Source organism: Acidovorax sp. Q11 (assembly GCF_054950075.1).
On sequence record NZ_JBUDZG010000021.1, the window covers coordinates 55,681 to 81,729 of the forward strand.

Genomic DNA, 26,049 nt, shown 5'->3' on the forward strand with positions numbered 1-26,049 from the left:
AGCTGCCCTCCCCGGGTGGTCAGTCACATCGCTCAAACCGCTTGCACTCCGCAGTGACGCGAATGGACGTGAGCGTGTTTTCGTCGTCGATGTGTAGGGCAGTGAACTGGACCCAGGCTCCCTGCGGAATGCCGCGCAACAGGGCGGGGTTGACCACCCGAAAGGTCTGGATAGTGAACGGCAGCTTGGCGCGGGGCAGCAGCTTCAGCCGCACATAGGTGACGTTGCCGCCCGCATCCGCCTCCATAGACACCAGCCGAGCCCGCGTATAGACCGGAGCTGCCGCAGACACGCCCGGGGCGCCCTGCGCTGCGGGGGCAGCCGATGCAGTAACGGCACTCGCTGGCGGGAAGCCGCAGAACGCCCCCGTCACAAGCAGCACCGCGAGCTGGCCAGAGGCGCCTACAAGCCCCTTACCTACTTTCATGCCGACCTTTCTCGTTTGCTAGGCGGCATGAGTGCAAAACCGGACGCATGCTCACCGCCCCAACATCAAAACTGCGTCCCTACGGTCAGGTAGACGCGCGGCGTCCACTGCATGCTGCTGCGGCTGACCACCGGCACCGCGCCCGAAGCATCCACGCGATCTCGGCGGAAGCGCGCGTCGCCCACGTTGTACACGCCCAGCCGCCAATATCCCAGTCCGCGTACCAGCTGCCCCACATAGAAGTCCAGCATGGCGCTCGCGTGGTTTTGGCCGGTGAGTGTGGCGTTGATGTCCTGGTCGGCGCGCCCCGTCATGGTCAACGTGGCGCCGCCATACCAGCCGCCGGTGCGCGGCATGGGTTTGGCAACGGTCAGCGTGGCCACATAGCGTGCCTGCCCGGGAATGCGCCGCCCTTCATTGGGCCCGCTGGTCATACGCGACTGCAACAGGCTGGCGTTGGCCGACAGCGTACAGTCGCGCCCCAGGCCCAGCCACGCCAATCCAGTGCGGGCATCGGCCTCCAGGCCCCAGACCAGCGCGTCGCCCACGTTCGCACGTTGCTCCACCCATCGCGATCCGTTCAATGCCAGCGTGGGCGCCAGCACATCGCTCATCTGCCGCACAAACAGGTTCAGGCCTGCGTGGCCGCTGGCTAGGCGCCGCTCGAAGCCGGTGTCCAGCGTCCAGGCCACCTGCGGGCGCAGGTTGGGGTTGCCGATGGTGTCGGGGTTGCCCAGGCTGTTGCTGCCCTGACTGGGGATGACCCGGTCCACCAAGTCCCACACGCGCGGCAGCTGGGTGACGCGAGCGAGGTTCACACGCCACTGTAGGTCGTCGGACAGCGGCGTGCGGGTGTGCATCGATGGCTGGAGGATGTTCCACTGCTTGCTGCCCGCCACTGCAGAGCTTCCCCCGTTCAGCTCCACACGCTCGCCGCGCAGGCCCAGCGTGAGCGTGGTGCTGGCCGGCAGCTCCCATTCGTTCTGCCCCCAGACCACCCACCGGCGGATGCCAGCGTCCAGGCCCGAGTTCACCGGCAGGGCGCCGCTCGCGGTGGTGCTGACGAAGAGTTTGCGGTCTTCAAATTGCGCCCCGGCACTCCACAGCAGTGCATCGGCCGTGCCGGTGAGCTTGCTGCTGAGGCTCCACACGTCCTCTCGCCGGTCGTCCACAAAGCTGTAGCTGTCGGTGACCACTGCACCGCCCGCGCCAATGTTGCGCAACAGATCTCCCCTGCGGTCCACGGTGTCGCTGGCCCGGCTGGCGGTCAGCGTGGTTTCGAGTTTGCTGGTAGCAAAGCGGTGCGTCCAGTCGGCGGCTGCTTGCAGATAGCGACGGTCGTACTGGTGCGACTCCTGCGAGTTCAGGGCATATGTGCCATCGCCACTGCCCACGCTGTCGGCTGTGCCGCCAAAGTCAGCCTTGCTGAGGGTTGCCCGCAGCGTCACCTGGTCTGCCGCCCCCAGCTTCCCGCTGATGCGCGGCACCAGCGCGTAGTCGGTGCGCTTGTAGCGGGCGCTGGTGTCGGACTGCGCCACGTCAGCCCCGTCACGCTGCGTGCTGCGGTGCATGTCTGAACCCAGCAGCAGGCCTGTTGCAGACGCAGCGACGAAGTACGACCAGGGCTGGCTGGCCTCCGCTTCGCGAGGCTCGTCGGCGCCCGTGGAAGTTGGCCCCAAGGGGCCGGTGCGCGAGAAAAACGCCTGCCCCGCATTGCGGCCCCACACGTGGTTGTCGGTCAGGCGCAGCGTGGTTTCACGCTTCACGGTGGCCTGGCGCAACACGATGTTGAGCGTGCCGCCCGTGGCGCCCGAGAACTCTGCGCTTGGCGCGCGCACCACCTCGATGCGTTCGATCAGCTCGGGCGGCAGCTGGTCAATGGGCAGCTGCGTGCGCTTGCCGCCCACGCGCTGGCCATCGATGAGCAACTGCGTGGCACCGCGCTCCATGCCGCGCATGCGGATCTCCACGCTGCCGTCAGCACTTGGCGTCACCTGCACGCCTGGCAGCTGGCGCAGAACATCGGCCACCGAGAACGCGCCCATTTGCTCGATGTCGCTGCGGTCCACCACCACCAGCGACCCGGCTGCAAAAAAACGCTGCTCCAACGACCTGCGTGCCGTGACCGTGACGCCATCAAGCGATGGCGTAGCGCCGCCCGTTCCCTCCGGCGTACCCTGCGCCCATGACGAACTCCCTGCCGCAGAGGCCAAGCACGTCGCCCAGATGGCAATGCGATGGCTGTTGTTTATTGTTTGCTTCATAGATGCCCTCTCTGCGCCAGATTGTCCGAGGGCAAGGCTTAAGCGCAGCCTAAGACCTATGCCTGTGCCCCTGGGTGTCGCTGAACTGCAGCATCCACGCGACAGGTGATTCCGGAGCCAACGCACGCCGCGACTACAGCTTGGGCACCTCCAGCGGTTTGCGGTAAATCGTGTTGCGCTTGACCACCTGAAAGCCGCAGTCCGCGTACACGCGATTCGCGCCCGTCAGGTTCTCGCCATCCACTGCCAGTGCCGACTCGGCCATCCCTTCGTCGGCCAACAGGCGCAGGCTGCGGGCGATCAATGCCCTTGCCAGACCGCGCCTGCGCCACTTGCGGCCCACGCTGATGAACTCGGTGTAGCCCCGGCGGCGGGACAGATTGCGGCTCTCGTCCTCGTTGATATACGTGCGGACCTGGCCTGCGACTTCATCGCCATCCCATGCCACTTGCCAGCGCGCGGGCTGAAACATTCGGCTCTCCAGCCAGGTGTCGTAGTCGCGTGGCAACGGCGGTGCCATGCCCCAGTGGTCTTCAAACGCGGTGTGGTGCGCTTCCCAAATGGCGCGGTAGTGCTCGGGCTCGACGGGCCGCAACTCCAACCCTTGCGGCACGGGAAAGTCCGGCGCGGCATGCAGTTCTGTGTTCAGCATTTCGAAGAAGTACCGCATTGGCGCATAGCCACTGGCCTGCAGCAGTTTCGCGCGCGCTTCCTCGCCTTGCTGCACATAGGCATGGTGCACGTGCGGGCCGTCCAGGTGCGGCGCGGCCACGGTGTGGTGCCGCTGCTCGATCCAACCCTGCAGCACACGGCCAATGCCGCGACCGCGCCAACGCCCTGGAACAAAACCGATTTGCGCGTGCAGCGTCAACCCGTCGGCCTGCGTGAATCGCCAGCAACGGCCATAGGCGACCAGTTCGCCATCCAGCTCGGCCATGATTGCGTCGTGATACGGATCACAGTTGGTGAAGGCGGCGTAGTCGCGTGCCAGGTCTTCGGGCGCGCGGCGTGCGAGCACCCCGTCGGCATCAAAGCTGGCATTGGCCACCTCGGCCATGGCCGGGAAGTCCGACGGGCCGCGAAACGGCCGCAGTACCAGCCCTGAAGGGGCCGACACATTCGTCATCGATTTGTCATCACCCACAAGAGCATCCTCCCCAGCTTCTTCCATTCATTCTTCTTCTCCCTCAAACGTCGGTGCGCGAGTCACGTTGGGCTGCGCCCGCTGACATTGTGCAAACCACAGCCTTAACGCCAGCCAAAGACACCGCTTCAGACAACGCCCCGCAGGCTTTGCACCCGCCACAATCGCACCCCATGCACATTCTGCTCATCGAAGACGATCTGGACCTGGGCCGCGCGCTGCAGTCCGCGCTGAAGGTGGAGGGCCTGACCAGCGAATGGCTGCGCCGCGCCGTGGATGCCCCGGCCACTGTCGATGCCACCACCATCGACTGCGTGCTGCTGGACCTGACGCTGCCCGACGGCAGCGGCTTCGACCTGCTGGCACGCTGGCGGGCGCAGGGCGAGCAGGTGCCCATCATCGTGATCACCGCGCGCTCGGCGGTGGAAGACCGGCTGGCCGGGCTGGATGGCGGGGCCGATGATTTCGTGGTCAAGCCTTTTGCCACGGCCGAGTTGCTCTCGCGCATCCGCGCCGTGCTGCGCCGCAGCGCCCGCCAGGCCAGCGAGCGCTGGGTGCTGGGCGAGCTGGTGATCGAGCCGCGGCGCCATGCCGTGCAGCGCAATGGCACGGTGCTGGATGTGTCACCGCGCGAGTTCCAGCTGCTGCTGGAGCTGGCGCGCGAGCCGGGCGTGGTGGTGTCCAAAAGCCTGCTCTCGCAGCGGCTGGACCCGCTGGGCGAGCCCGTGGACTTTGGCGCCATCGAAGTGCATGTGTCCAACCTGCGTCGCAAGATCGGTGCGGAGCTGATCCGCACGGTGCGCGGCGTGGGCTATTTGCTGCAGGCATGAGCACCGCCAGGCACTCTCTGCGCGCGGCCTGGGCCTGGCTGGCCGAGCCCACGCTGATGCGCCGCAGCGTGGCCTCGGTCCTGGTCGCGTTTGTGGTGGTGTGGGGGGTGCTGCTGGGCTACAACTTCGTCAACTACAAACACGCCATCACCCGCGACCCGGGCCTGATGAAGTACGGCGACGCGGTGCTGGACTCGCTGGCCCCGGTTTCCGACCCCGCGCACGCCGCCACAGCCATTGCCGCCACCGACCACTGGACCAATGTCCGCCGCCGCCAGGTGGGCCTGCTGCCCGGGGTGCAGATGCACGAGCTGCTGGATGCGGCATCGGGCCAGCGCGTGTTTGCATCGCCGGGGCTGCAGAACGTCGTCTTGCCGCCCGCCACGCCACAAGCAGAACCGGTTATCCGGGAAGCCGCCCTGCAGGGCCGGTCGTTCCGCATCTACACCGGCCGCAATGCGCGCTGGGTGCTGCGCGTGTTCGAGACCAAGCGCACCGACTCCAACTTCCTGCAGTACAACGGCCGCGCCCTGCTGCCCTACCTGCTACTGGCATCGCCCTTTGTATTGCTCGCCGTGTGGCTCTCGGTGAGCAACGGCCTGCGGCCGCTGCAGCAACTGGCCAACCGCATCGCCCAGCGTGGCCAGGACGACCTGCAATCGGTAGGCTTCAACGCTCGCCACCGCGAACTCAAGCCCCTGGAGCAGTCGCTGGACCACCTCTTCGCCCAGTTGCGGCAAAAGGTGGAGCGCGAGCGCGCCTTTGTGCAGGACGCCGCGCACGAAATCCGCACGCCGCTGGCCGTGATCACCGCCCAGGCCCATGTGATGGCCCGCTCGCCCATCGAAGAGGAACGCATGCAAGCCCAGGCCCACCTGGAGCAGGCCATCGCCCGCACCTCGCACCTGGCGCAGCAGCTGCTGGACCTGGCCGCGCTGGACGACGCCCAGCGCCCCGCCCCGCGCGACCTGGACGTGGCGCAGTGGCTGCGCGGCGCGCTGGCCCAGGCCGTGCCTGACGCGATGGCACGGCAGATCGAGCTGTCGCTGGACGCGCCCGACACCTTGCCCGCCCGGCTGGACCTGCCCGCGCTCGAATCCATCGCCCACAACCTCATCGACAACGCGCTGCGCTACACGCCCCACGGTGGCAGCGTGGCGGTGGCACTGTGGCGCGAGGGCACGGCGCTGCACCTGTCGGTGCAGGACGACGGGCCGGGCATCGCGGCCACCGAGCAAACGCATGTGTTCGAGCGCTTCTACCGGGGCCTGGGCCATGCCGCCAACGGCTCGGGACTGGGCCTGGCCATCGTGCGGCAGGCGGTGCTGCGCATGGGCGGGCAGGTGCAGATCGGTGCGGGCCTGAACGGCCGGGGCGTGGGTTTTTTCGTTAGCATTCCGCTCCCCCACAGCGCCTGATGGCTCCGCCGCAGGCCCACAGCCCGTCCTGCATGTCCGACGCCGCCACCACCGCCGATTCCGCCCACCCGTGCCTGAGCTGCGGCGCCTGCTGCGCCAGCTTTCGCGTGGACTTTGCCGTGTATGAAATGCAGGCGATGGGCGGCACGGTGCCCGACGGTCTGGCCCTGGATGTGAACGGCAGCACCTGCCGCATGCGGGGCACAGAGCAAGTGCCCATCCGCTGCGCCTCGCTGACCGGCCAGGTGGGCCAGCAGGTGACGTGCAGCATCTACGAACTGCGCCCCGCGCCCTGCCGCGAGTTCTCGGCGGGCGACTACGCCTGCCACAAGGCGCGTGCGCGGCACGGGCTGGCGCCGCTGGCGGTAGGCACCGGCTTGTGAAGTGACACCCTCCAGCAGCCGGGCTACAGCCGCATCAAAGTAGTTTAGGCTTCAACAAAAAATCGACCAGGTGTTGGAAATAACCGACACCACGGGTTTTTCGGGACATGCAAACTTTGTCCCATGTCAACGCCTTCCTCCCCCACCGCCCGCCGGCTCTGGGACATCTCGCCGCCCGTGCACGCGGGCAGCCCCGTGTTCCCCGGCGACACGGCCTACAGCCAGCAGTGGTGCGCCACCATTGGCCCCGGCTGCCCGGTCAACGTGAGCGCGATCACGATGTCGCCCCATGTGGGCGCCCACGCCGATGCACCGCTGCATTACGACGCACAGGGCGCCACCATTGGCGACGTGTCGCTCGACGCCTTTCTGGGCCCCTGCCGCGTGATCCACGCCATTGGCTGCGGGCCGCTCATCACCTGGCAGCACATTGCCCACGCGGTGAACGGCACCCTGCCGCAGCGCGTGCTGGTGCGCACCTATGAACACATGCCTGTGGACCGCTGGGATGGCCAGCTGGCCGCCTATGCGCCCGGCACCATCGAACGCCTGGCCGACCTGGGCGTGCTGCTGGTGGGCATCGACACCGCCAGCATCGACCCGGCCGACAGCAAGACACTGGAGAGCCACCAAGTCATCCGCCGCCGGGGCCTGCGCGTGCTCGAAAACCTGGTGCTCGACGCCGTGCCCGAGGGCGACTACGAACTCATCGCACTGCCACTCAAGCTGACCACGGCCGACGCGTCGCCCGTGCGCGCCGTGCTGCGGGCGCTGTAGCCCAGAAATTTCAGGCATTTTTGGCCGTCACCGCTCGCCCATCATGCCCTAGCAGCTATCAAAACAGAAGCAAACCACCTTGAACACCATGACCACCACCTTGCAAGACTGCCGCGCGCTCGACGCGCAAGACCCCCTCGCGCCGCTGCGCGGCCACTTCGCCCTGCCCCCGGGCGTGATCTACCTGGACGGCAATTCGCTGGGCGTAGCCCCCAAGGCCGCTGCCGCGCGCGTGGCCGATGTGGTCACCCGCGAATGGGGCACAGACCTCATCAAATCGTGGAACACCGCCAGCTGGTTTGACCTGCCCCAGCGCCTGGGCAACCAGCTCGCCCCGCTGATCGGCGCGGGCAAAGATGAAGTGGTGTGCACCGACAGCACCTCCATCAACCTCTACAAGGTGCTGAGCGCAGCGCTCAACATCGCCCGCGAAGACAGCCCCGCGCGCAAGCGCATCGTGAGCGAGCGCAGCAACTTCCCCACCGACCTCTACATTGCTGAAGGCCTGTGCAAGGAGCGCGGCCTGGAGCTGGTGCTGGTGGAGCCTGAAGAGATCACCGCAGCACTGACCAGCGACGTGGCTGTACTGATGCTCACCCACGTGAACTACCGCACCGGCGCCATGCACGACATGACTGCCATCACCGCCGCCGCGCACGCCCAGGGCATCTTGTGCGTGTGGGACCTGGCGCACAGCGCGGGCGCGGTGCCGGTCGATCTGAACGGCGCAGGCGCAGATTTCTCGATTGGCTGCGGCTACAAATATTTGAACGGCGGCCCGGGCGCCCCGGCCTTCGTGTGGGTGCACCCGCGCCATGCCAGCCGCTTCTGGCAGCCGCTGTCCGGCTGGTGGGGCCATGCCGCACCGTTTGCCTTCACCCCAGACTATCAGCCCGCCCCGGGCATCACGCGCTACCTGTGTGGCACGCAGCCCATCATCAGTTTGTCGGCCCTGCAATGCGGGCTGGATGTGTTCACCGCCGCACAAAGCCTGGGCGGCATGGCCGCGCTGCGCGCCAAGTCGCTGGCGCTCACTGACCTGTTCATCCAACTGGTGGAGGAGCGCTGCGCAGGCCACGGCCTGGGCCTGGCCACGCCGCGCGAGCATGCCCAGCGCGGCTCACAGGTGTGCCTGACACGCGACGAAGGCGCGGGCGTGAACGGCCAGGGCAGCGGCGCCTACGCCATCGTGCAGGCGCTGATTGCGCGCGGCGTTATCGGCGACTTCCGCAAGGGTGACGGCGGCACGGGCCGCCACAAGGACATCCTGCGGTTTGGCTTTACGCCGCTGTACCTGGGCTTTGAAGACGTGTGGAACGCTGTGGAGCACCTGCGCCAAGTGCTGGAGAGCGGCGAGTGGCAAAAGGCCGAGTTCAACCAGACGCACGCCGTCACCTGATCGGAAAGGCAAACCACCATGTGCCCTTTCTCGCAAACCCCTGCCGATGGCAACAGCCCGGCATCTGCCGCCCTGCCCGAATCCATCGTGCACGAAGAGCGCGCCCAGCTCGACTTCAGCAAGTCCATGAGCTATGGCGACTACCTGCAGCTCGACGCCATCCTCACCGCGCAAAAGCCGCTGTCGCCCGCGCACGACGAGATGCTGTTCATCGTGCAGCACCAGACGAGCGAGCTGTGGATGAAGCTCATGCTGCACGAGCTGCGCGCGGCCATCGGCCACATTGCGCGCGATGAGCTGCCGCCCGCCTTCAAGATGCTGGCGCGCGTGAGCAAGATCATGGAGCAGCTGGTGCACGCCTGGGACGTGCTGGCCACCATGACACCGCCCGAGTACAGCGCCATGCGGCCGTACCTGGGCCAATCCAGCGGCTTCCAGAGTTACCAGTACCGCTGCATCGAGTTTTCGATGGGCAACAAGAACCGCGCCATGCTCAAGCCCCACGAGCACCGCGCTGACCTGCTGGCCCAGGTGCAAGCCGCGTACGAGGCACCGTCGCTGTACGACGAGGCCCTGCGGCTGCTGGCGCGGCGCGGTCTGGCCGTGCCCGCGAGCCACACCGAGCGCGACTGGACACAGCCCTATGTGGAAAACGACGCGGTAGAGCAGGCCTGGCTCACCGTGTACCGCAACCCCGAAAAGCACTGGGACCTGTACCAGCTGGGCGAGGAGTTGACCGACCTGGAAGACGCCTTCCGCCTCTGGCGCTTCCGCCACGTGACCACGGTGGAGCGCGTGATCGGATTCAAGCGTGGCACGGGCGGCACGGGCGGGGTGAGCTACCTGCGCAAGATGCTGGACGTGGTGCTGTTCCCGGAGATCTGGAAGCTGCGCACCGATCTGTAAGCAATTAAGCTGCCCCAAAAAACAGGCCTGTTCACCACTCTGGTGAACAGGCCTTCTAACTGCTGCCTGCGCACTACAGGAAAGCGCTGGCAGCTATGGTTTTTTTAGTTCTCTCCCTGAGTCGCAACCGGCAGCGTTTCAGTCTCCGGCTCTGGCGAACACCTGGCCGCCCGAGAGCTGGTAGGCCACGTGGTCCACCTGCAAGCTGCGCTCGTTGGCAATGTCAAAGCGGCTGTACAGCCCGGGCGTGTCGCCGTTCAGGATGGCGGTGGACACCACCATGGAGCGCTGGGCCAGCGCGCCGGTGGTGGTGTTCACCTCCAGCCGCAAGGCGCCCTGGTAGCCGCGCACGGGCGGGGGCATGCCTACGCCCGTGGGCGCTTGGTAAACGCGGGCGGGGAACGCCACGCGCACCTTGCCATCCGCCGCCTGCAGGTTGAGCACGGGGCGGGTGCTGTCGAGCGTGGTGATGCTGCCCCGGCCGCCCACCGTCTGCGTGGCCAGCCGCTTGCCTTGCACGGCATTGCGCACGTCAAACACCGCGAGCTGAATGCCATCGGCTACGCCGCCCAGGGCGCTGTCCTTGCCCACGCCCAGCAGCAGGCCGTTCGGCAGCGGCACCAGGTGGTCGGCATGGCCGCCCGCCGCCAGCTCGCCCGCCACCGTGGGGTTGGCGGGGTTGGCCAGGTCCAGCACCCACACGGGTTCGGTGGTGGCAAAAGGGGTGGCATAGGCCCGGGTGCCGGCAAAGAACAGGTTGTCGATCTGCTGGTCGCCCCGCGCGGTGCGCAGCTTGATGGGCAGCTTGGCCTGCGGGCTCAGGTGGTTGTCGCGGCCGCTGTCGCGCAGCACGGTCAGCAGCGCGGGGGAGGCCTGCTGGGCCTGGATGGTCACCGGCGGCATGCCACTTTGGCCGGTCTTGCCGGTGAAGGTCAGCACGCGCAAGTCGTTCTGGTACTCGTTCAGGCGCGAGGGCATGCGGCGCAGGTCCCAGCCCAGGTGGCCGTCCACAGCGCCCGAGGCGTCGTAGTCCACCTGCGCGCCACGGAAAGAGAACTTGTGGATGTCGGTGCGGCTGTCGGCCGGAAACACGGCATTGATCACGTCGCCGCCATAGCGGTACTGGCGCGAGCTGGCCACGTACACGCTGCGCACGCCCAGGTGCACGGCTTCGCTGCCACCAGCAAAACAGCGGCTGGTGCGTGCCAGGCTGGACGAGGTGAGGTCAATGGCCGTGATGGACGTGAGCTGCAGCGACAGCGAGGCATTGCCCGCCTGCACCAGGCAGTCGGCCTCGTTCACCAGCGGCTGGGGCTGGCCACCGTCCACACGCAGGGTGGGGATCAGTGCGGCAGTGTTCAGGTCCTTGAGCGCCGTCTGCACGGCCGATGCCGAGGCGCCCGCAGGCACCGTGAAGCGGGTGAGGTCGGGCGACCAGGTGGTGACCAGGTACAGCGTGTTGCCGATCAGGCGGCTGCCCACCAGCAGCCCGTCGATGCGCATCTGCTTGAGTTGCGCGGGCGCCATGTCCTTGCTGATCGCGAACAGGTCGAGCGACAGCATGCGGCTGTATTCGGGCAACACGGTGATGTTGGCGTCGGCCGCAGCCACCACGGGCTGGCGGTCGGCGTACGGGTCTTGCTGCGACAGCACGGCGGCGCGGGTGCCACCGCCCGCCACGTAGAAGCCCTGGGGGATGAACTTGGCGTCCAGCGTGACGCGGCCCACGCTGGCCAGGCTGCCATCGGCGGCGCGGGCCTGGGCGGTCAGGCGCGGCGGCTCGCGGCCGGTGTCGGTGGCAAAGGCGCGGTGCAGGCCATACAGCATGGTGCCCTCGGCATGGATGAGGCCGTCTTCCTCCACCAACGCGCCCGCCAGTGGCGCACCGGTGTGGGTGACCACGCTGCCTGCGCTGCTCAAGCCCCCCACGGTGGGCACGGTGATGGCCGTGCCAGGGTAGCCCAGCGCCACCCGCTGCGCGATCTTGGCCTTGAAGTAGGCCACCAGATCGCCCGACCGCGCCACCTGCAGTCGCGCCTCGTTGGGCGTCTGCGGGTTGCCGCCCTCCCCGCCACCGCAGCCCGCTACAAACGCCGCCGTTGCCACGGCCAGCCATGCGGGCGAGACATAGGACATGCCCGCCACTTTCTTCATCAACCTTCGGTTCGTCATGTGATTTTTCTCCCTGTGGATACCTGTGATCTGCATGGCGGGGTGGAAGCTTGCCCATCCCATCTCGCAGATAAGTGGGATAATATCCCACACAATTTCCACACGTCAACCAGATGACAATCACAGCCTGACCCTGACACCCACCGCGCGCCGGTTCTGTTTTCATGCCTTCCCGCTCTGCCATCGTTCTGGCCTCTGCCCTGCACGTGCTGCGCCCGTTGGCGCGCCTGCTGCTGCGCAACGGCGTGGCCTACCCCGCGTTTGCAGCGGCGATGAAGAAGGTGTTTCTGGACGCCGCGCATGACGAGCTGCAGCGCACAGGTAAAAAGGCCACCGACAGCGCGGTGAGCCTGATGTCGGGCGTGCACCGGCGCGATGTGCGCAACCTGGGCCGCCTGGCCGAACCTGCCGCCGAAGAAGAAGCGGGCGAAACCCCCTTGAACATGGCCAGCCAGGTCGCCGCGCGCTGGCTGAGCCAGACGGATTGCCTGGACGACGAGGGCCAACCCCGCCCCCTGCCCCGCAGCGGCGAGCCCCCGCACTTTGACGGCCTGGTGGCCAGCATCAGCAGCGATGTGCGGCCCCGCGCCGTGCTCGACGAGCTGGTGCGCCTGGGCATGGCCGAAGAAGGCGAGGATGGGCAGATCCGCCTGCTGGCCACGGGCTTTGTGCCGCGCCAGGGCTTTGCCGAGATGGCGCAGCTGATGCAGGAGAACCTGCACGACCACCTGGCCGCCGCCAGCCTGAACCTGCAGGACGAGCACAACTACCTGGAACAGGCCGTGTTCGTGGACCAGCTCAGCGAAGAATCCGCCCACCGCCTGCACGTGGTGGCCGCCAAGGCCTGGCGCCAGGCCTTCAAGACCGTGATGACCGAGGCCCAGGCCCGCTACGACCACGACCAGAAAAACACCCCGCCCGGCGAGCGCAACCGGCGCGCCCGCTTTGGCAGCTACTTCTATGCCGCAGACAAAGATGAACGTCCTTCCTGAACTCTGGGCCCACACGGCCCGGCTCACGGCCCGGCTCATGGCCCGGCTGCTGGCCACAGCCGCCACCTTGCTGGTGCTGGCCGCCTGCGGGCCCGGCACCGGGGGCACGGGCACCGGGCCCATCAACGGTGTGCTTGGCTTCTCGGGCAGTGGCTTCGCCGTTGGCGCCCCTTGCGCGCAGCATTGCGGCAGCACCGAGTTGCGGCTGGAGAACGAGCGGGTGGAGCTGACCGTCACCTGCCGCCACTTTGTGTTCACCGGCCCGTGGGAGATCGATGCCACCGGCCTGGCCGTGCTGAACGGCACCCTGGAAACCACGGAACTGGCCGATGGCCAGGTGCAGACCCGCACCGTGGCCGCCGAGATGCGCCTGCAGTTCAGCGACACCCGCGCCGACAGCAGCCGCGAAGTGGCCGTCACCGTGCGGGATGCCCAGGGCAACCACCTGATTGCGCCCTTGACCCTGGAGCAGCGCCCCGCTGCCACGGCCCCCGAGGCCTGCGCACCGGGCACGCCCTGAAACGGCCTGAAACGGAAAAGGGCCTGCGCAGCCACACTGCGCAGGCCCTTGGAACCTGACCCACCGGCCAGCGGCCGGGAGGTGAAAAGAGAAAGCCCTGTTACTTGATCTCGGCCACCATCATGGAGCGGTTGCTGCGGCACCAGATCGGTGCCAGATGGCCAATCTGGATGGTCAGCTCGTTGCCCTTGCCCAGCACCGTGGTGGGGCCGTTGCTGTAGGCGTAGCCGGTTTCTGCCACCTGCCGGGGCAGCTCCACCGTCCAGCCACTGCGGCGCATCACGCTGCGGCCCTGGTCAGGGTAGAACTGCATTTCGACCTTCTCGCCGTTGCCGCAGGCGTACTGCATGCTGTTGCCGTCTGCCGGAGCGCTGAACGCCTGCATGGCCGGGGGCTGGCTTGCGCAGCCCGACAACAAAAGGGTGGCCAACGCACCCGAACCCAGCAAAACCATCGTCTTCATCGGTCACTCCTGACATCGCGGCGCACCCTGGGGCGCACCCGACAACATCCATCCAACGGTTTGTGGCCACCGGCCACCAGGGCCTGTTCAAAAGCCCCTGCCAGCCACCTAAGCACAAACCTTGCCATTCATCTGGTACCACCCACTGCCTGCGCCATCCTGCTTGCGAGAGACCGAAACCAGCGATTCCAGAGCCGTGAACAACACCCGGCGCAGCACATGACCCCAAGGGTGCCCCAGGCCCCGCAGCCCCGTCATTGGGGTGTTCCCCACATCGAGAGCTGCCTCTAAAGTCTGCCCGCGCCCTGTGGCGCCCTCATGACGGTCGCCCAAGCCCCAGGGCCGGGCTGAATTGATCGCATCAGAAGATCCAATACTGTAAAAAACATTTGATTACAAGCATAGGCGGATCAAAACCTGCAACGCCCGACTGCCTTGGTGGGGTATGGGGACGGGACTGGGACATACCCTAGGAAACCGCTCCACGCCCCCCTGCGCGCCCACCCAGCCGCGCCCCGCCGGTCCCTGGGCGACAGCCCGCTTCACCTGGTGCAGGTAACCTCGCAGAGCCCTGCGGCCGGTGCCCCCGTGCCAGCAGCCACTGACTTCTGCCCTGGAGACACACACCCGTGCCCACCGCCCTGCCCACACCGCCACCCGCCCCGCTTCTTTCATCCCGCGCCGCCTGGGCCATGCTGCTGGCGCTGGTGTCGGGTTTTGCGCTGAGCCAGGCGTTTCGCACCATCACGGCCATCATGGCCACCGGGCTGCGTGCGGAGTTCGGGCTGTCGGCCGAGGCGCTGGGGGTGTTTGCCGGGGCCTTCGCGTTTGCGTTCGGCACCATGCAGCTGTTCATGGGTGTCGGCATCGACCTGTATGGCGTGCGGCGCACGCTGCTGGTGGCCTTCCCGCTCACCATTGCGGGTGCGCTGCTGTCGGCACTCGCGCCCAGCTATGGCGGGGTGCTGCTGGGCCAGGTGCTGACTGGTGTGGGCTGCGCACCCGCCTTTCTGGTGTGCACGGTATTCATTGCGCGCTACTTTCCGGCCAGCCGGTTTGCGATGGTGTCGGGCGTGGCCATGGGCGTGGGTGGGCTGGGCATGCTGTTCACCGGCACACCGCTGGCCTGGCTGGTGCAGCAGTCGTCCTGGCGCATGGGGTTTGGTGTGCTGGCGGGGCTGGCTGCACTGGCCTGGCTGCTGATCTTCTGGAAGGTGCACGAGCCCGCGCAGCCTGCACACAGCACACTGCCGCGCGAATCGGTCGGTGCCGCAGTGCGCGGCTTTGGTGCGCTGTTTTTGCTGCCGCACACGGCCGGCATCATGCTGCTGGGGCTGATGACCTATGCATCGTTCCTCACGCTGCGCGGGTTGTGGCTGGGGCCGCTGCTCATCGAGCGGCATGGCTACAGCCTGGTGGCCAGCGGCAACGTGGCCATGCTCTCGTCGCTGGTGTCGCTGTTCACCCCGGCCTACTTCGGGCGCATCGACCCCGGGCCCGGGCGGCGCAGGCGCTGGCTGGTGGGCTTCACGCTGCTGCTGGCCGGGTTGTTTGTGGCCATCGGCCTGTTGCAGGCCGAATGGCTGGACGTGGCGGGCTCGATTGCCGTGGGCCTGCTGTCGGGCTACATGGTGCTGCAGTACGCCGACGTGCGCTCGTCCTACCCGGCCGCGATGACCGGGCGGGCCATGGCGGTGTTCACGATGGCGCTGTTTCTGGGCGTGGCGCTGATGCAGTGGGTGACGGGCCTGGCCGCCTCGCTGGCCGCCGCGCGGGGGCTGGACCCGTATGTGGCCGTGATGCTGACCATTGCGGGCATGCTGGCGGCAGGCACCATCGCCTTCAGGTGTCTGCCCGCACCGGCCCCTGCGCACTGAGCCGCACATTGCCCCGCGTGTTGCCCGGTGCGTTACCCGGCGGGCACAGGGCCATGCCTGCACCTTGCACGCGCCACCACTGCAGCACGCCAAACACCAGCTCAAACGCGGTAAAGCCCAGCACGATGGCATTGGCCCCATGGGCCACGGCGTAGATCTGCCACGTGGCAAACAAGAAGCGCGCCACACCATCCAGCCGCCCCAGCAGCAGCGAAGGTGCCACGATGCGCGCCACCGACCACACCACCACCACCGAGCCGAGCAGGTTGGCCAGCAGCATGTGGGTGGTGTCAAGCGGGTGCAGCGTGCCGGGCAAGCCGAGTGCCTGGGCCAGCAGGTTCAGCTGAGCGTAGAGCCAGGCAAAGGTCCAGGGCAGGGCAAACGGCCAGGTGACGAGCAGGTCGTACCAGCCGCTGGCACGCACGATGCGCAGATAACGGTCGGAGGGCAAGGCGGGGATGTGCATAACAAGAAACCTCTGTGAATCAATGAGGCCCCGAGCTTCCACCTTGAAGTACGCTTCAGGGTCAAGCACTTTGTGACGTTGTGGAGGGAGCACGCGATGCTGATTGGAGAACTGGCCACGGCTTCGGGCCTGAGCCGCGAGGCGCTGCGGTTTTATGAACAGCAGGGCCTGATCCGCGCGCGGCGCCTGGCCAATGGCTACCGCGACTACCCGCCCGAGGTGGTGACGCTGGTGCAGTACATCCGCACGGCGCAGCAGCTGGGCTTTACGCTGGCCGAGATTGGCGACCGCCTGCCCAGCATCTGGGACGCCCCCGAACCCGGCCCGCTGCTGAACCAGGTGCTGGCCAGCAAGCTGGGCGAGATCGACGCACGCATTGCGGCGCTGCAGGCCCTGCGCCAGACCCTGGCCGAGCGCGTGGCCACCGACTGCCCGCTGCACGCCCGGGGCCTCCACACCGCTTGATCAGATCAGAAATTTGAATAAAAACAGGGCTTACCGCGCGCCCATATTGCCTTAATAGCTATTAAATATATAGCAAACAAAGCGCCTGTGGCCTCATGCCGCAGGCGCAGGCACCACATGCAGCAGCACCGGGTGGTTGCCATAGGCGTCCACCCCTTCGATCTGCACGCCAAAACCCCACAGGCGGGCCACGTGCCGCAGCACCTCCTGGGTGTCGTCGGCCAGCGGGCGGCTCTGGTACTGGGTGTGGCGCAAGGTCAGGCTGCGGTCGCCGCGCAGGTTCACGTTCCACACCTGGATGTTGGGCTCGCGCGTGCCCAGGTCGTACTGCTGCGACAGCATCTGGCGCAGGTTGCGGTAGCCGTTTTCGTCGTGGATCTCGCTGACCACCAGGTCGCCCTGGCTGGCGTCGTCGTGCAGCGCAAACAGTCGCATTTCGCGCATCAGGTGCGGGCTCAGGTACTGGCCGACGAAGCTCTCGTCCTTGAAGTTGCGCATGGCATGGTCGAGCGCAGGCAGCCAGGGCGTGCCCGCGATGTCGGGGAACCAGTGCCGGTCTTCGGCCGTGGGGTTCTGGCAAATGCGCTGGATGTCGCGGTACATGGCAAAGCCCAGCGCATAGGGGTTGATGCCGCTGTAGGCGCGGTGGCCCACAGGCGGCTGAAAGACCACGTTAGTGTGCGAGCCCAGCCATTCGATCATCACGCCGTCGCTCAGGTAGCCCTCGTCATACAGGGTGTTGAGCAGCGTGTAGTGCCAGAAGGTGGCCCAGCCTTCATTCATCACCTGCGTCTGGCGCTGGGGGTAGAAATACTGCGCGATCTTGCGCACGATGCGCACGATCTCGCGCTGCCAGGGCTCCAGCAGGGGCGCGTTCTTCTCGATGAAGTACAGGATGTTCTCCTGCGGCTCCTGCGGAAAGCGGTTGTGTTCCTGCGCCGCATCCTCCTTGCCGGGGCGTGCGGGCAAGGTGCGCCACAGCTCGTTGATCTGCTGCTGGGCATAGGCCTCGCGCTGCGCGCGCTCCAGCCGCTCGCGCGCCAGGTTTTTCTTGGAGGGGCGGCGGTAGCGGTCCACCCCGAAGTTGGCCAGCGCGTGGCACGAGTCGAGCAGGCGCTCCACCTCATCCGCCCCATAGCGCTCCTCGCACTGCGCCACGTAGTCCTTGGCATAGACCAGGTAATCGATGATGCTGGATGCATCGGTCCACATGCGGAACAGGTAGTTGCCCTTGAAGAAGCTGTTGTGCCCATAGGCTGCGTGGGCAATCACCAGCGCCTGCATGGCGGTGGTGTTCTCCTCCATCAGGTAGCTGATGCAGGGGTTGGAGTTGATGACGATCTCATACGCCAGCCCCATGTGCCCGCGCCGGTAGCGCCGCTCGGTGGCCAGAAACTCCTTGCCATAGCTCCAGTGCCGGTAGTTCACCGGCATGCCCACGCTGGAGTAGGCGTCCATCATCTGCTCGGCGGTGATGATTTCGAGCTGGTTGGGGTAGGTGTCGAGGCCAAAACGTGCGGCCGTGGCGGCGATGGCCGCGTGGTAGCGGTCGATCAGGTCGAACGTCCAGTCGCTCGGGTCGGGCAGCGGCTCGGCAGGCCGCGCCCCGGCCGGCAGGGGCTGCTCGGGCACGGCATGGTGGCGGCGCTCGCCCACGGCAGCTGCCTTCCACGGGTTGTCGTGGATGCGGCGCTCCAGCACCGGGTACTGGGCCATATTGCTCATAGCGGCACCCCTTCCTTCTTGAAGAGGTCGCGGAACACAGGGTAGATCTCGCTGGGCTGCGACACCTTGCGCATGGCGCAGTGCGAGAACTGCGGCAGCAGCTGGCTGTATTCATCCCACAGGTTCTGCTCTTCCTCGGCCACCTGCACATAGGCAAAGTAGCGCACCAGCGGCAGGATGCGGTCCACCAGCAGGTTGCGGCAGTTGCCGCTGTCGTTGGTGAAGTTGTCGCCGTCGCTGGCCTGGGCCACGTAGATGTTCCACTCGCCCGTGGGGTAGCGCGCGCGGATGATCTGGTCGAGCAGCACCAGCGCGCTGCTCACCACCGTGCCCCCGCTTTCGGTGGAGTGGAAAAACTGCTCCTCGCTCACCTCGGCGGCCTGGGTGTGGTGGCGGATGAAGACGATGTCGATCTTCTCGTAGTGCCGTGTGAGGAACAGGTACAGCAGGATGAAGAAGCGCTTGGCCAGGTCCTTGCGCGCCTCATCCATGGAGCCCGAGACATCCATCAGGCAGAACATCACCGCCTGGCTGTTGGGCACCGGCACCTGGATGCGGGCGCGAAAGCGCAGGTCGATGGGGTCCAGGTAGGGGATGCGGCCGATGCGCACCTGCAGCGCATCAATGCGGCGCTGCAGCGCGGCCACGGCCTCGCTGGTGCCGTCGTCCTGCGCCAGCAGGGCGTCCAGCTCGGCCTGCAGCACCAGCAGCTCGCGGTGCGCGGACTTGCCCAGCGCAATGCGCCGCCCCAACGCGCCGCGCATGGTGCGCAGCACGGCCAGGTTGTTGGGAATGCCGTCCTGGCTGTAGCCCGCGCGGCGCGACTTCCACAGCGGGTTCTCGCCGATGTGGGTGCGCAGCAGGTGCGGCAACGCCAGGTCTTCAAAGAAGAGCTGCATGAACTCTTCCTTGGTCAGCGTGAAGGTGAAGTCGTCCTCGCCCTCCCCGCCATCGCTGGCCTGCGATCCGCGCCCACTGCCACCCTTGGGCCGGTCGATGCGGTCGCCGCGCACATGCTCCGCATTGCCGGGGTGCACCATGTCGCGGATGCCCCCCTGGCCGTGGTGGAACACGGGCTCGCCGATGTCTTTCTTGGGGATGGTGATGTTCTCGGCCTGCTCGATCTCGCGGATGCCGCGCTGCGAGACAGCGCGGCGCACGCTGTCCGCAATCTGCTCCTTGAAGCGGCGGACAAAACGCTCGCGGTTGCCGACGGACTTGTTCTTGCCTGCGAGCCTGCGGTCGATGATTTGCAATGCCATTTTTCAGCCCTCGTGTGGCCACGACTCTCCGCCACCGCCCGCCCCCTGCCCCCGCGCGGGCAGCCGCGCAAGGGCCGCCCCGCCGCGCTGGCTGCGTCCCCCTTCCCGAATGGCGCAGCCATTCGAGAGAAGGGGGAAGGCGCGCAGCGACTCAGAGGGTTGCACCATATCTAACTGCTTTTGCGCACGCGCAGGTACCACTCACACAGCAGGCGCACCTGCTTGGGCGTGTAGCCCTTGTTCACCATGCGGGTGACAAAATCCTCGTGCTTGCGCGCTTCTTCGGCGCTGGCCTTGGCATTGAAGCTGATCACCGGCAGCAGCTCCTCGGTGTTCGAGAACATCTTCTTCTCGATCACCAGCCGCAGTTTTTCGTAGCTGGTCCAGCTCGGGTTCTTGCCCTGGTTGTTGGCCCGGGCGCGCAGCACGAAGTTGACGATCTCGTTGCGGAAGTCCTTGGGGTTGGCGATGCCTGCGGGTTTTTCAATCTTCTCCAGCTCGGCATTGAGCGCGCCCCGGTCAAACACCTCGCCAGTGTCGGTGTCGCGGTACTCGTTGTCCTGGATCCAGTAGTCGGCGTAGGTCACGTAGCGGTCGAAGATGTTCTGGCCGTATTCGCTGTAGCTCTCCAGGTAGGCCGTCTGGATCTCCTTGCCGATGAACTCGGCATAACGCGGCGACAGGAACTCCTTGATGTAGCCGGTGTATTTGGTTTCCAGCTCGGCCGGAAACTGCTCGCGCTCGATCTGCTGCTCCAGCACATACATCAGGTGCACCGGGTTGGCAGCCACCTCGGCGCTGTCGAAGTTGAACACCTTTGAGAGGATCTTGAACGCAAAGCGGGTGGAGATGCCCGTCATGCCCTCGTCCACACCCGCGTAGTCGCGGTACTCCTGGTAGCTCTTGGCACGCGGGTCGGTGTCCTTCAGGCTCTCGCCGTCATACACCTGCATCTTGCTGAGGATGCTGGAGTTCTCGGGCTCCTTCAGCCGCGTGAGGATGGCGAACTGCGCCATCATCTTGAGCGTGCCCGGCGCGCACACCGCATTGCCCAGTGACGACTCGCGGATGAGCTTTTCGTAGATGCGGGTTTCTTCGCTCACGCGCAGGCAATACGGCACCTTGACGATGTAGATGCGGTCGAGAAACGCCTCGTTGTTCTTGTTGTTGCGAAACGCCTTCCACTCGCTCTCGTTGCTGTGGGCCAGCACCACGCCGTCAAACGGGATGGCGCCGAAACCTTCCGTGCCCTTGTAGTTGCCCTCCTGCGTGGCCGTGAGCAGCGGGTGCAGTACCTTGATGGGCGCCTTGAACATTTCCACGAATTCGAGCAGGCCCTGGTTGGCCAGGCACAGGCCGCCGCTGTAGCTGTAGGCGTCGGTGTCGTCCTGGGCATAGGTTTCGAGCTTGCGGATGTCCACCTTGCCCACCAGGCTGGAAATATCCTGGTTGTTCTCGTCGCCCGGCTCGGTCTTGGCGATGCCGACCTGCTTCATGATGCTGGGGTAGCGCTTGACCACCCGGAACTGGCGGATGTCGCCGCCAAACTCTTCGAGCCGCTTCACGGCCCAGGGCGACAGCACACGCTGCAGATAGCGCCGGGGGATACCGAACTGCTCTTCAAGCACCGGGCCGTCCTCCATCGCATCGAACAGGCCCAAAGGTGACTCGTTGACCGGCGAACCCTTGAGCGCATAGAACGGCACCTTCTGCATGAGGTATTTCAGCCGCTCGGCAATCGAGCTTTTGCCGCCGCCCACGGGGCCCAGCAGGTAGAGGATCTGCTTGCGCTCTTCCAGCCCCTGCGCCGCATGGCGGAAGAAGCTCACCACCTGCTCGATGGAGTCTTCCATGCCGTAGAACTCGGCAAAGGCGGGGTAGCGTTTGATGACCTTGTTGGCAAACAGGCGCGACATGCGCGGGTCGTTGCGCGTGTCCACCATTTCGGGCTCGCCAATGGCGGCCAGCATGCGCTGTGCGGCCGTGGCAAACGCCATCGGGTCGCGCTTGCACTCGGCGAGGTACTCGTCAATCGACATTTCCTCTTCGCGGCTACGTGCGTAGCGCGCGGCGAAATTGCTGATGGCATCCATACGACCTCCTGTGGCGGCACCCCCGGCGGGCTCGGGAAGTGCCACGGTGTTGCAGTGGGAATCGCTACCGGCCTGGCTCTTTGTAGCACCACGGCCTGCGCTTGAACAGCAAATTCGTGGTCACATCCGTTGCCTTTTTGGTGCTTTGCACACACTGCGGTAGAGCGCGGCATACTGCACAAAGTTCACCCTGCGCGCGGCCTGCACGGGTTGCCCCGGATAGGGAATGTCCTGACAACCTGCGGGGGCTGTTCAGAGGCTCAGAAGCGCCCTGAACCGGATGCTTCCAACAGGGCCCGCGCCGCAGCCCTGCCCGTCACCAAGCACTCACAGCGCACTGGCGCCAGCACCATCGCCCCTGTACAGCCAGGGCACATCCAGCAAGCGCTCACCCAGCAGGCGCAGCGCCCCATCCCGCCCCCAACGCACTGGCCCCGTGGCATGAAAAATGCGCCCGTTGCGGATGGAGCGAGCCTGCACGCGGGCGTTGCGCTGCCAGCGGTTGAGGGCGTAACGCGTGAGGCGCAGTGGCACCTCCAGGTCGTGCATGGAGAGCGCGCGCTGCAGCTCGGCGGCGTCCTCGATCGCCATGCCCGCGCCCTGGGCCAGATAAGGGCGCATGGGGTGGGCAGCATCGCCCAGCAGGCCCACCAGGCCGCGCGCCATTTCGTCGGCAGCGCGCACGGGCGGGCGGTCGCACAGCGGCCACAGGCGCCAGCCCGCCGGGGCGTGATCGCTCACACCGCGCACTAGGTCCTGCAGGGCGGTGCAGGTGCCCTGCAGCGCGTGGTCCAGGCCAGAGGCATTGGCGGCGTGATCCCAGTTCTCCAGGTCCTGCGGCGCGGGGCCCTGCACGATGACCACGATGTTCTGCAGCTCGCCCCGGCGCACGGGGTATTGCACCGCATGCAGGCGTGGCCCCAGCCAGGCCGTGACCTGGGTGGTGCGCAGCCCCTCGGGCAGCGCCTGCTGCGGCACCAGGGCGCGGTAGGCCAGATGGCCCGTCACACGCGGTGGCATGGCGCCCAGCAATTGGGTGCGGGTGCGGCTCCACAGGCCATCGGCGCCAATCAGCGCATCGCCCTCCACCTCCTTGCCCCGGCTGGTGCGCACGGTGACCACTTCGCCGTTGTCGGTATAGCGGTCGATGGCATGGTCCAGATGCAGCTGCGCGTCGGTGCCCTGCGTCAGCCCCTGCAGCAGCAGGCCATGCAGGTCGGCGCGGTGGATGGTGGCGTAGGCCGCGCCATAGCGCTCGACCGCCGTGGGGCCCAGCGGCAGCACGGCCAGCTCGCGGCCGCTCACGGCGTTGCGCACCTGCAGGCGGCTGGGGAAAGCCGCCACCGCCTGCAGCGCCTGTTGCAACCCCCAGGCCTGCAGGCGGCGCACCACATTGGGCCCGATCTGCACACCCGCACCCACTTCGCTGAACGCAGCAGCGCGCTCGTAAAGCCGCACATCCCAGCCCGCGCGCGAGGCGCCCAACGCAGCAGCCAAGCCGCCGATGCCGCCACCGGCGACCAACACCTGCTTTTTCATCGCCGGGCCGCCCCAAGATGAAAAGCGCCCCCTCTGGGGGGCAGCGACCACACGAAGTGGGGAGCGTGGGGGCAATTTTTCATCGCCGGGCCGCCCCAAGATGAAAAACGGCCCCCTCGGGGGGCAGCGACCACACGAAGTGGGGAGCGTGGGGGTCAAATGTCATGTGCTGATTGTGGCGCCCAACGGAGAGGTGGCCTTTGTCATAGCGCAGGCCGCAACGCCCGCTCCAGCACCTCGGGTGGCATGGGGCGGCCAAACAGGTAGCCCTGGAAGGCCTTGCAGCCGTAGCGCTGCAAGAATTCGAGCTGGCCCGTGGTCTCCACGCCCTCGGCCACCACGCCCAGGTCCAGGCTGTCGGCCAGGGCCAGGATGGTGCGCACGATAGCAGCGTCGTTGGGGTCGGTCTGCAGGTCGCGCACAAAACTCTGGTCGATCTTGAGCTGGTCCAGCGGCAGGCGCTTGAGGTAGCTCAAGCTCGAATAACCGGTGCCAAAGTCGTCGAGCGAAAAACCCACGCCGTAGCGGCGCAGGTGCTCCATGCGCGCAATGATGTCTTCGACATCGGCCAAGAGCAGGCTCTCGGTCAGTTCGAGCTTGAGGCGCTCGGGATTGGCGCCTGTGGCGTCCAGCGCCCCCAGCACCTGCTCCACAAAATCAGGCTGGCGAAACTGCCGCACGCTCACGTTGACGGACAGGAAAAACTGCCGCGTGAGCGAGTTGCGCGACCAGGCCACCAACTGGGCGCAGGCAGCCTGCATCACCCACTGGCCCAGCGGCAGGATGAGCCCGGTCTGCTCGGCCAGCGGGATGAATTCGGCCGGCGACACCATGCCCCGGCGCGGGTGCCGCCAGCGCACCAGGGCCTCGGCCCCCTGCAGGCGGCCTTTGCCATCCACCACGGGCTGGTAGTACAGCACCAGCTCCTTCTCCTGCAGCCCCCGGCGCAGGTCGGCCTCCAGGGCCGAGCGGTTGCTCACCGCCGCCTGCATGTCGGGGTCAAAAAAGCGCTGCGTGTTGCGCCCTGCCGCCTTGGCCTGGTACATGGCCAGGTCGGCATGTTTGAGCAGCTCGTCCACACTGAGCGTCTGCTGGCCAAACAGCGCAATGCCAATGCTGGGCGAGCTGTGGTGGCTGGCATCGCCCAGCACATAGGGCTTGCCCAGCGTGGTGGCAATGTGGCTGGCCACCAGCGCGGCTTCGGCGCTGGCATGGTCGGCATCGGGGCTGAGGCCTTCCACCAACACCACGAATTCATCCCCGCCAAAACGGGCCACCGTGTCGGACTCGCGCACGCAGGCCTTCAGGCGCTGGGCCACCTGGAGCAGCAACTGGTCGCCGGTGTCGTGGCCCAGGGTGTCGTTGAGGTCCTTGAAGTTGTCCAGGTCGATGAACAGCAGCGCACCCTGGCTGTCCGAACGCGCCACAGCCAGTGTGGCGTGCTGCAGGCGGTCCACCAGCAGGCGGCGGTTGGGCAGCCCGGTCAGGGAGTCGTAGAACGCCAGGCGCTCGATCTGGCTCTCGACCTGCTTGCGTTCGGTGATGTCGCGGCCCACACCCCGGTAGCCGCGCAGCGCGCCGTTGGCTTCGAACACCGGCACGCCGCTGACCGAAATCCAGTGCATGCTGCCGTCCGCACGCTGCCGCTGCAGCTCCAGGTCGCGAAACGGCTGGTGCGCCGCCAGCAGGTCGCGGTGTGCGGCCCAGTCGGCCTCGGTCATGTTGAGGGCGCCAATCTCCCAGCGGGTGCGCCCCATCACGCTCGACAGCGGGATGCCGTTCACGCTCAGGTCGCCCGCCAGTTGCACAAAGCGGCCTTCGGCGTCGTGCTCCCAGTACCAGTCGGAGGACAGGTCGCTCAGCGACCGGAAGCGGGCTTCGCTCTCGCGCAGCTCGTTCTCGACGCGCACATAGTCACTCACATCGGCAAAGGTGCGCACCAGGCTGCCGTCGGCCAGCGTGGTGGTGCGCACCTCGAACGTGCGGCCATCGCGCGTGGTGCGCCAGTAAAGCGCCGGGGCAGCGACCGCCGCCCCCTGAGCCACATAGTCGTGCCCGCGCCGGTCCACCAGGCTGTAGCCCTCGCCAAAGTCGCCGCGCTCGGCCTGCACACGGGTCAGGTCGGCCAGTGTGGGGCGCATCGCCATCAGCGATTCGGGCAGGCTCAGCAGCTCCAGCACCCGCTGGTTGTAGACGGTGATGCGGCCGTCGGGCCCTGTCTTGAAGATGCCCTGGCTCATGCTGGCCAACGTAGCCTGCAGGGCCGTGCGCTGCTCTTGCAGCATGGTCAGCGCCTCTTGCCAGATACGGGCGTCCACCATGCGCACGGGCTGGCCCTGGCCCTTGGCGTTCTGTGTCAGGGCCACCAGGCGGTTGAGCAGCTCGCTCAGGTGCGACACGTCATCGGGTTCGCGCAGCACGTAGTCGCCCAGCCCGCAGCGAAAAGCCCGCGCGGCCAGCGCCTCCTGCGTGGCGTCGATGCACATCAGCACCGGGCGGCCGGCGCACAGCTCCAGCAGGCCGGGCAGTTCCTGCTCGGATGGCCGCAGGCACATCACCACAGCGTCCCAGGCCTGCGAGGCCAGGGGCGCCATGGCGGTCTCGGGGGTGGGGCTGTTCACCACGCGCCAGTCGGGGTAGCGCTCGGCAATCAGCCGCCGCGCAGCCGCTGCATGCTGCGTGTCGATGTCCACCCACAGGATGCCGACGCTGCTCATGGCTTGCGCCCTTCCGGCACGGCCACCAGGGGCTGCGACATCAGGCCCAGCTGCTGTTCGCGCAAAAATATATCCATGGGGGTGGGCCGCCCAAACAAATACCCCTGGAACCCCTCACACCCGTGCAGCCGCAGAAAGCTCAGCTGCCCCGTCGTCTCCACCCCCTCCGCCACCACCTCCAGGTCCAAGCTCTTGGCCAGCGCCAGGATG

General features: G+C 66.8%; 22 protein-coding genes. 10 read left to right on the forward strand and 12 right to left on the reverse strand.

Going from position 1 to position 26,049, the window contains the following annotated elements:
* Positions 1-19 precede the first annotated feature (19 nt).
* From ACYZGB_RS16275 to ACYZGB_RS16285, 3 genes are all read right to left on the reverse strand, one after another.
* Positions 20-427 carry a hypothetical protein gene (locus ACYZGB_RS16275; RefSeq protein WP_462389754.1) on the reverse strand — a complete coding sequence of 136 codons (408 nt, stop codon included), beginning with the start codon at positions 425-427 and terminating at the stop codon, positions 20-22.
* A gap of 65 nt (positions 428-492) precedes the next feature.
* A complete protein-coding gene (locus ACYZGB_RS16280; RefSeq protein WP_462389755.1) occupies positions 493-2,691 on the reverse strand; it encodes a TonB-dependent receptor plug domain-containing protein in 2,199 nt (732 codons plus the stop codon).
* A 133-nt stretch (positions 2,692-2,824) separates the two neighbouring features.
* On the reverse strand, positions 2,825-3,835 hold the full coding sequence (locus ACYZGB_RS16285) for an N-acetyltransferase family protein (RefSeq protein ID WP_462389757.1): 1,011 nt from the start codon (positions 3,833-3,835) through the stop codon (positions 2,825-2,827).
* A 173-nt stretch (positions 3,836-4,008) separates the two neighbouring features.
* Between ACYZGB_RS16285 and ACYZGB_RS16290 the strand changes: the two genes are divergently transcribed.
* From ACYZGB_RS16290 to kynA, 6 genes are all read left to right on the forward strand, one after another.
* Entirely contained in the window at positions 4,009-4,665 is a 657-nt protein-coding gene (locus tag ACYZGB_RS16290) for a response regulator transcription factor (protein ID WP_462389759.1), read from the forward strand.
* Positions 4,662-6,083, forward strand: a complete 1,422-nt coding sequence (locus ACYZGB_RS16295) for a sensor histidine kinase (protein WP_462389761.1) — start codon at positions 4,662-4,664, stop codon at positions 6,081-6,083. Before ACYZGB_RS16290 ends, ACYZGB_RS16295 begins: the two co-directional genes overlap by 4 nt.
* Positions 6,084-6,115: 32 nt before the next feature.
* Entirely contained in the window at positions 6,116-6,466 is a 351-nt protein-coding gene (locus ACYZGB_RS16300; RefSeq protein WP_462389762.1) for a YkgJ family cysteine cluster protein, read from the forward strand.
* Positions 6,467-6,589: 123 nt separating this feature from the next.
* Entirely contained in the window at positions 6,590-7,243 is a 654-nt protein-coding gene (gene kynB / locus ACYZGB_RS16305; RefSeq protein WP_462389764.1) for an arylformamidase, read from the forward strand.
* 88 nt (positions 7,244-7,331) lie between these two features.
* Positions 7,332-8,642, forward strand: a complete 1,311-nt coding sequence (gene kynU / locus ACYZGB_RS16310) for a kynureninase (protein ID WP_462389766.1) — start codon at positions 7,332-7,334, stop codon at positions 8,640-8,642.
* An 18-nt stretch (positions 8,643-8,660) separates the two neighbouring features.
* A complete protein-coding gene (gene kynA, locus ACYZGB_RS16315; RefSeq protein ID WP_462389768.1) occupies positions 8,661-9,548 on the forward strand; it encodes a tryptophan 2,3-dioxygenase in 888 nt (295 codons plus the stop codon).
* A gap of 138 nt (positions 9,549-9,686) precedes the next feature.
* On the opposite strand, the gene ACYZGB_RS16320 is transcribed toward kynA, so the two are convergent.
* Positions 9,687-11,720: a beta-propeller domain-containing protein gene (locus ACYZGB_RS16320; protein ID WP_462389769.1), complete on the reverse strand. Its 2,034-nt coding sequence runs from the start codon at positions 11,718-11,720 to the stop codon at positions 9,687-9,689.
* A gap of 164 nt (positions 11,721-11,884) precedes the next feature.
* Here ACYZGB_RS16320 and ACYZGB_RS16325 point away from each other — a divergent pair, with 164 nt between their 5' ends.
* Positions 11,885-12,712: a DUF6502 family protein gene (locus ACYZGB_RS16325; RefSeq protein ID WP_462389770.1), complete on the forward strand. Its 828-nt coding sequence runs from the start codon at positions 11,885-11,887 to the stop codon at positions 12,710-12,712.
* Positions 12,696-13,232 carry a hypothetical protein gene (locus ACYZGB_RS16330; protein WP_462389772.1) on the forward strand — a complete coding sequence of 179 codons (537 nt, stop codon included), beginning with the start codon at positions 12,696-12,698 and terminating at the stop codon, positions 13,230-13,232. The genes ACYZGB_RS16325 and ACYZGB_RS16330 overlap by 17 nt, the downstream gene beginning before the upstream one ends.
* Before the next feature lie 100 nt (positions 13,233-13,332).
* On the opposite strand, the gene ACYZGB_RS16335 is transcribed toward ACYZGB_RS16330, so the two are convergent.
* Positions 13,333-13,695 (reverse strand): MliC family protein, encoded by a 363-nt coding sequence (locus ACYZGB_RS16335; RefSeq protein ID WP_063462535.1) that lies wholly within the window; start codon positions 13,693-13,695, stop codon positions 13,333-13,335.
* A 692-nt stretch (positions 13,696-14,387) separates the two neighbouring features.
* Here ACYZGB_RS16335 and ACYZGB_RS16340 point away from each other — a divergent pair.
* On the forward strand, positions 14,388-15,572 hold the full coding sequence (locus ACYZGB_RS16340; protein WP_462389795.1) for an MFS transporter: 1,185 nt from the start codon (positions 14,388-14,390) through the stop codon (positions 15,570-15,572).
* On the opposite strand, the gene ACYZGB_RS16345 is transcribed toward ACYZGB_RS16340, so the two are convergent.
* On the reverse strand, positions 15,538-16,038 hold the full coding sequence (locus ACYZGB_RS16345) for a hypothetical protein (RefSeq protein WP_462389774.1): 501 nt from the start codon (positions 16,036-16,038) through the stop codon (positions 15,538-15,540). The two genes, ACYZGB_RS16340 and ACYZGB_RS16345, sit on opposite strands and share 35 nt — an antisense overlap.
* A gap of 96 nt (positions 16,039-16,134) precedes the next feature.
* On the opposite strand from ACYZGB_RS16345, the gene ACYZGB_RS16350 reads away from it, so the two are divergent.
* Positions 16,135-16,503, forward strand: a complete 369-nt coding sequence (locus ACYZGB_RS16350; protein WP_462389776.1) for a MerR family transcriptional regulator — start codon at positions 16,135-16,137, stop codon at positions 16,501-16,503.
* A gap of 93 nt (positions 16,504-16,596) precedes the next feature.
* Here the strand turns inward: ACYZGB_RS16350 and ACYZGB_RS16355 are convergent, their stop codons facing one another.
* The 6 genes from ACYZGB_RS16355 to ACYZGB_RS16380 all read right to left on the reverse strand — a co-directional run.
* Complete coding sequence (locus tag ACYZGB_RS16355) at positions 16,597-18,228, reverse strand: SpoVR family protein (protein ID WP_462389777.1); 1,632 nt, start codon at positions 18,226-18,228, stop codon at positions 16,597-16,599.
* Positions 18,225-19,490 carry a YeaH/YhbH family protein gene (locus tag ACYZGB_RS16360; RefSeq protein ID WP_462389779.1) on the reverse strand — a complete coding sequence of 422 codons (1,266 nt, stop codon included), beginning with the start codon at positions 19,488-19,490 and terminating at the stop codon, positions 18,225-18,227. Before ACYZGB_RS16360 ends, ACYZGB_RS16355 begins: the two co-directional genes overlap by 4 nt.
* Positions 19,491-19,660: 170 nt before the next feature.
* Positions 19,661-21,583 (reverse strand): PrkA family serine protein kinase, encoded by a 1,923-nt coding sequence (locus ACYZGB_RS16365; protein ID WP_462389780.1) that lies wholly within the window; start codon positions 21,581-21,583, stop codon positions 19,661-19,663.
* A 327-nt stretch (positions 21,584-21,910) separates the two neighbouring features.
* Positions 21,911-23,122, reverse strand: a complete 1,212-nt coding sequence (locus ACYZGB_RS16370; protein ID WP_462389782.1) for an FAD-dependent monooxygenase — start codon at positions 23,120-23,122, stop codon at positions 21,911-21,913.
* A 203-nt stretch (positions 23,123-23,325) separates the two neighbouring features.
* Positions 23,326-25,839, reverse strand: coding sequence for an EAL domain-containing protein (locus tag ACYZGB_RS16375; protein ID WP_462389784.1), 2,514 nt, complete (start codon positions 25,837-25,839; stop codon positions 23,326-23,328).
* Positions 25,836-26,049: EAL domain-containing protein (locus tag ACYZGB_RS16380; protein ID WP_462389785.1), on the reverse strand; the 214-nt coding region annotated here is incomplete at its 5' end. The genes ACYZGB_RS16375 and ACYZGB_RS16380, both read right to left, overlap by 4 nt.

Coding starts and splice junctions, on each gene's coding strand:
- ACYZGB_RS16275 (WP_462389754.1), bottom strand. CDS start 427: ATGAAAGTAGGTAAGGGGCTTGTAGGCGCCTCTGGCCAGCTCGCGGTG.
- ACYZGB_RS16280 (WP_462389755.1), bottom strand. CDS start 2,691: ATGAAGCAAACAATAAACAACAGCCATCGCATTGCCATCTGGGCGACG.
- ACYZGB_RS16290 (WP_462389759.1), top strand. CDS start 4,009: ATGCACATTCTGCTCATCGAAGACGATCTGGACCTGGGCCGCGCGCTG.
- ACYZGB_RS16295 (WP_462389761.1), top strand. CDS start 4,662: ATGAGCACCGCCAGGCACTCTCTGCGCGCGGCCTGGGCCTGGCTGGCC.
- ACYZGB_RS16300 (WP_462389762.1), top strand. CDS start 6,116: ATGTCCGACGCCGCCACCACCGCCGATTCCGCCCACCCGTGCCTGAGC.
- kynB (WP_462389764.1), top strand. CDS start 6,590: ATGTCAACGCCTTCCTCCCCCACCGCCCGCCGGCTCTGGGACATCTCG.
- kynU (WP_462389766.1), top strand. CDS start 7,332: ATGACCACCACCTTGCAAGACTGCCGCGCGCTCGACGCGCAAGACCCC.
- kynA (WP_462389768.1), top strand. CDS start 8,661: ATGTGCCCTTTCTCGCAAACCCCTGCCGATGGCAACAGCCCGGCATCT.
- ACYZGB_RS16320 (WP_462389769.1), bottom strand. CDS start 11,720: ATGACGAACCGAAGGTTGATGAAGAAAGTGGCGGGCATGTCCTATGTC.
- ACYZGB_RS16325 (WP_462389770.1), top strand. CDS start 11,885: ATGCCTTCCCGCTCTGCCATCGTTCTGGCCTCTGCCCTGCACGTGCTG.
- ACYZGB_RS16330 (WP_462389772.1), top strand. CDS start 12,696: ATGAACGTCCTTCCTGAACTCTGGGCCCACACGGCCCGGCTCACGGCC.
- ACYZGB_RS16335 (WP_063462535.1), bottom strand. CDS start 13,695: ATGAAGACGATGGTTTTGCTGGGTTCGGGTGCGTTGGCCACCCTTTTG.
- ACYZGB_RS16340 (WP_462389795.1), top strand. CDS start 14,388: ATGCTGCTGGCGCTGGTGTCGGGTTTTGCGCTGAGCCAGGCGTTTCGC.
- ACYZGB_RS16345 (WP_462389774.1), bottom strand. CDS start 16,038: ATGCACATCCCCGCCTTGCCCTCCGACCGTTATCTGCGCATCGTGCGT.
- ACYZGB_RS16350 (WP_462389776.1), top strand. CDS start 16,135: ATGCTGATTGGAGAACTGGCCACGGCTTCGGGCCTGAGCCGCGAGGCG.
- ACYZGB_RS16355 (WP_462389777.1), bottom strand. CDS start 18,228: ATGAGCAATATGGCCCAGTACCCGGTGCTGGAGCGCCGCATCCACGAC.
- ACYZGB_RS16360 (WP_462389779.1), bottom strand. CDS start 19,490: ATGGCATTGCAAATCATCGACCGCAGGCTCGCAGGCAAGAACAAGTCC.
- ACYZGB_RS16365 (WP_462389780.1), bottom strand. CDS start 21,583: ATGGATGCCATCAGCAATTTCGCCGCGCGCTACGCACGTAGCCGCGAA.
- ACYZGB_RS16370 (WP_462389782.1), bottom strand. CDS start 23,122: ATGAAAAAGCAGGTGTTGGTCGCCGGTGGCGGCATCGGCGGCTTGGCT.
- ACYZGB_RS16375 (WP_462389784.1), bottom strand. CDS start 25,839: ATGAGCAGCGTCGGCATCCTGTGGGTGGACATCGACACGCAGCATGCA.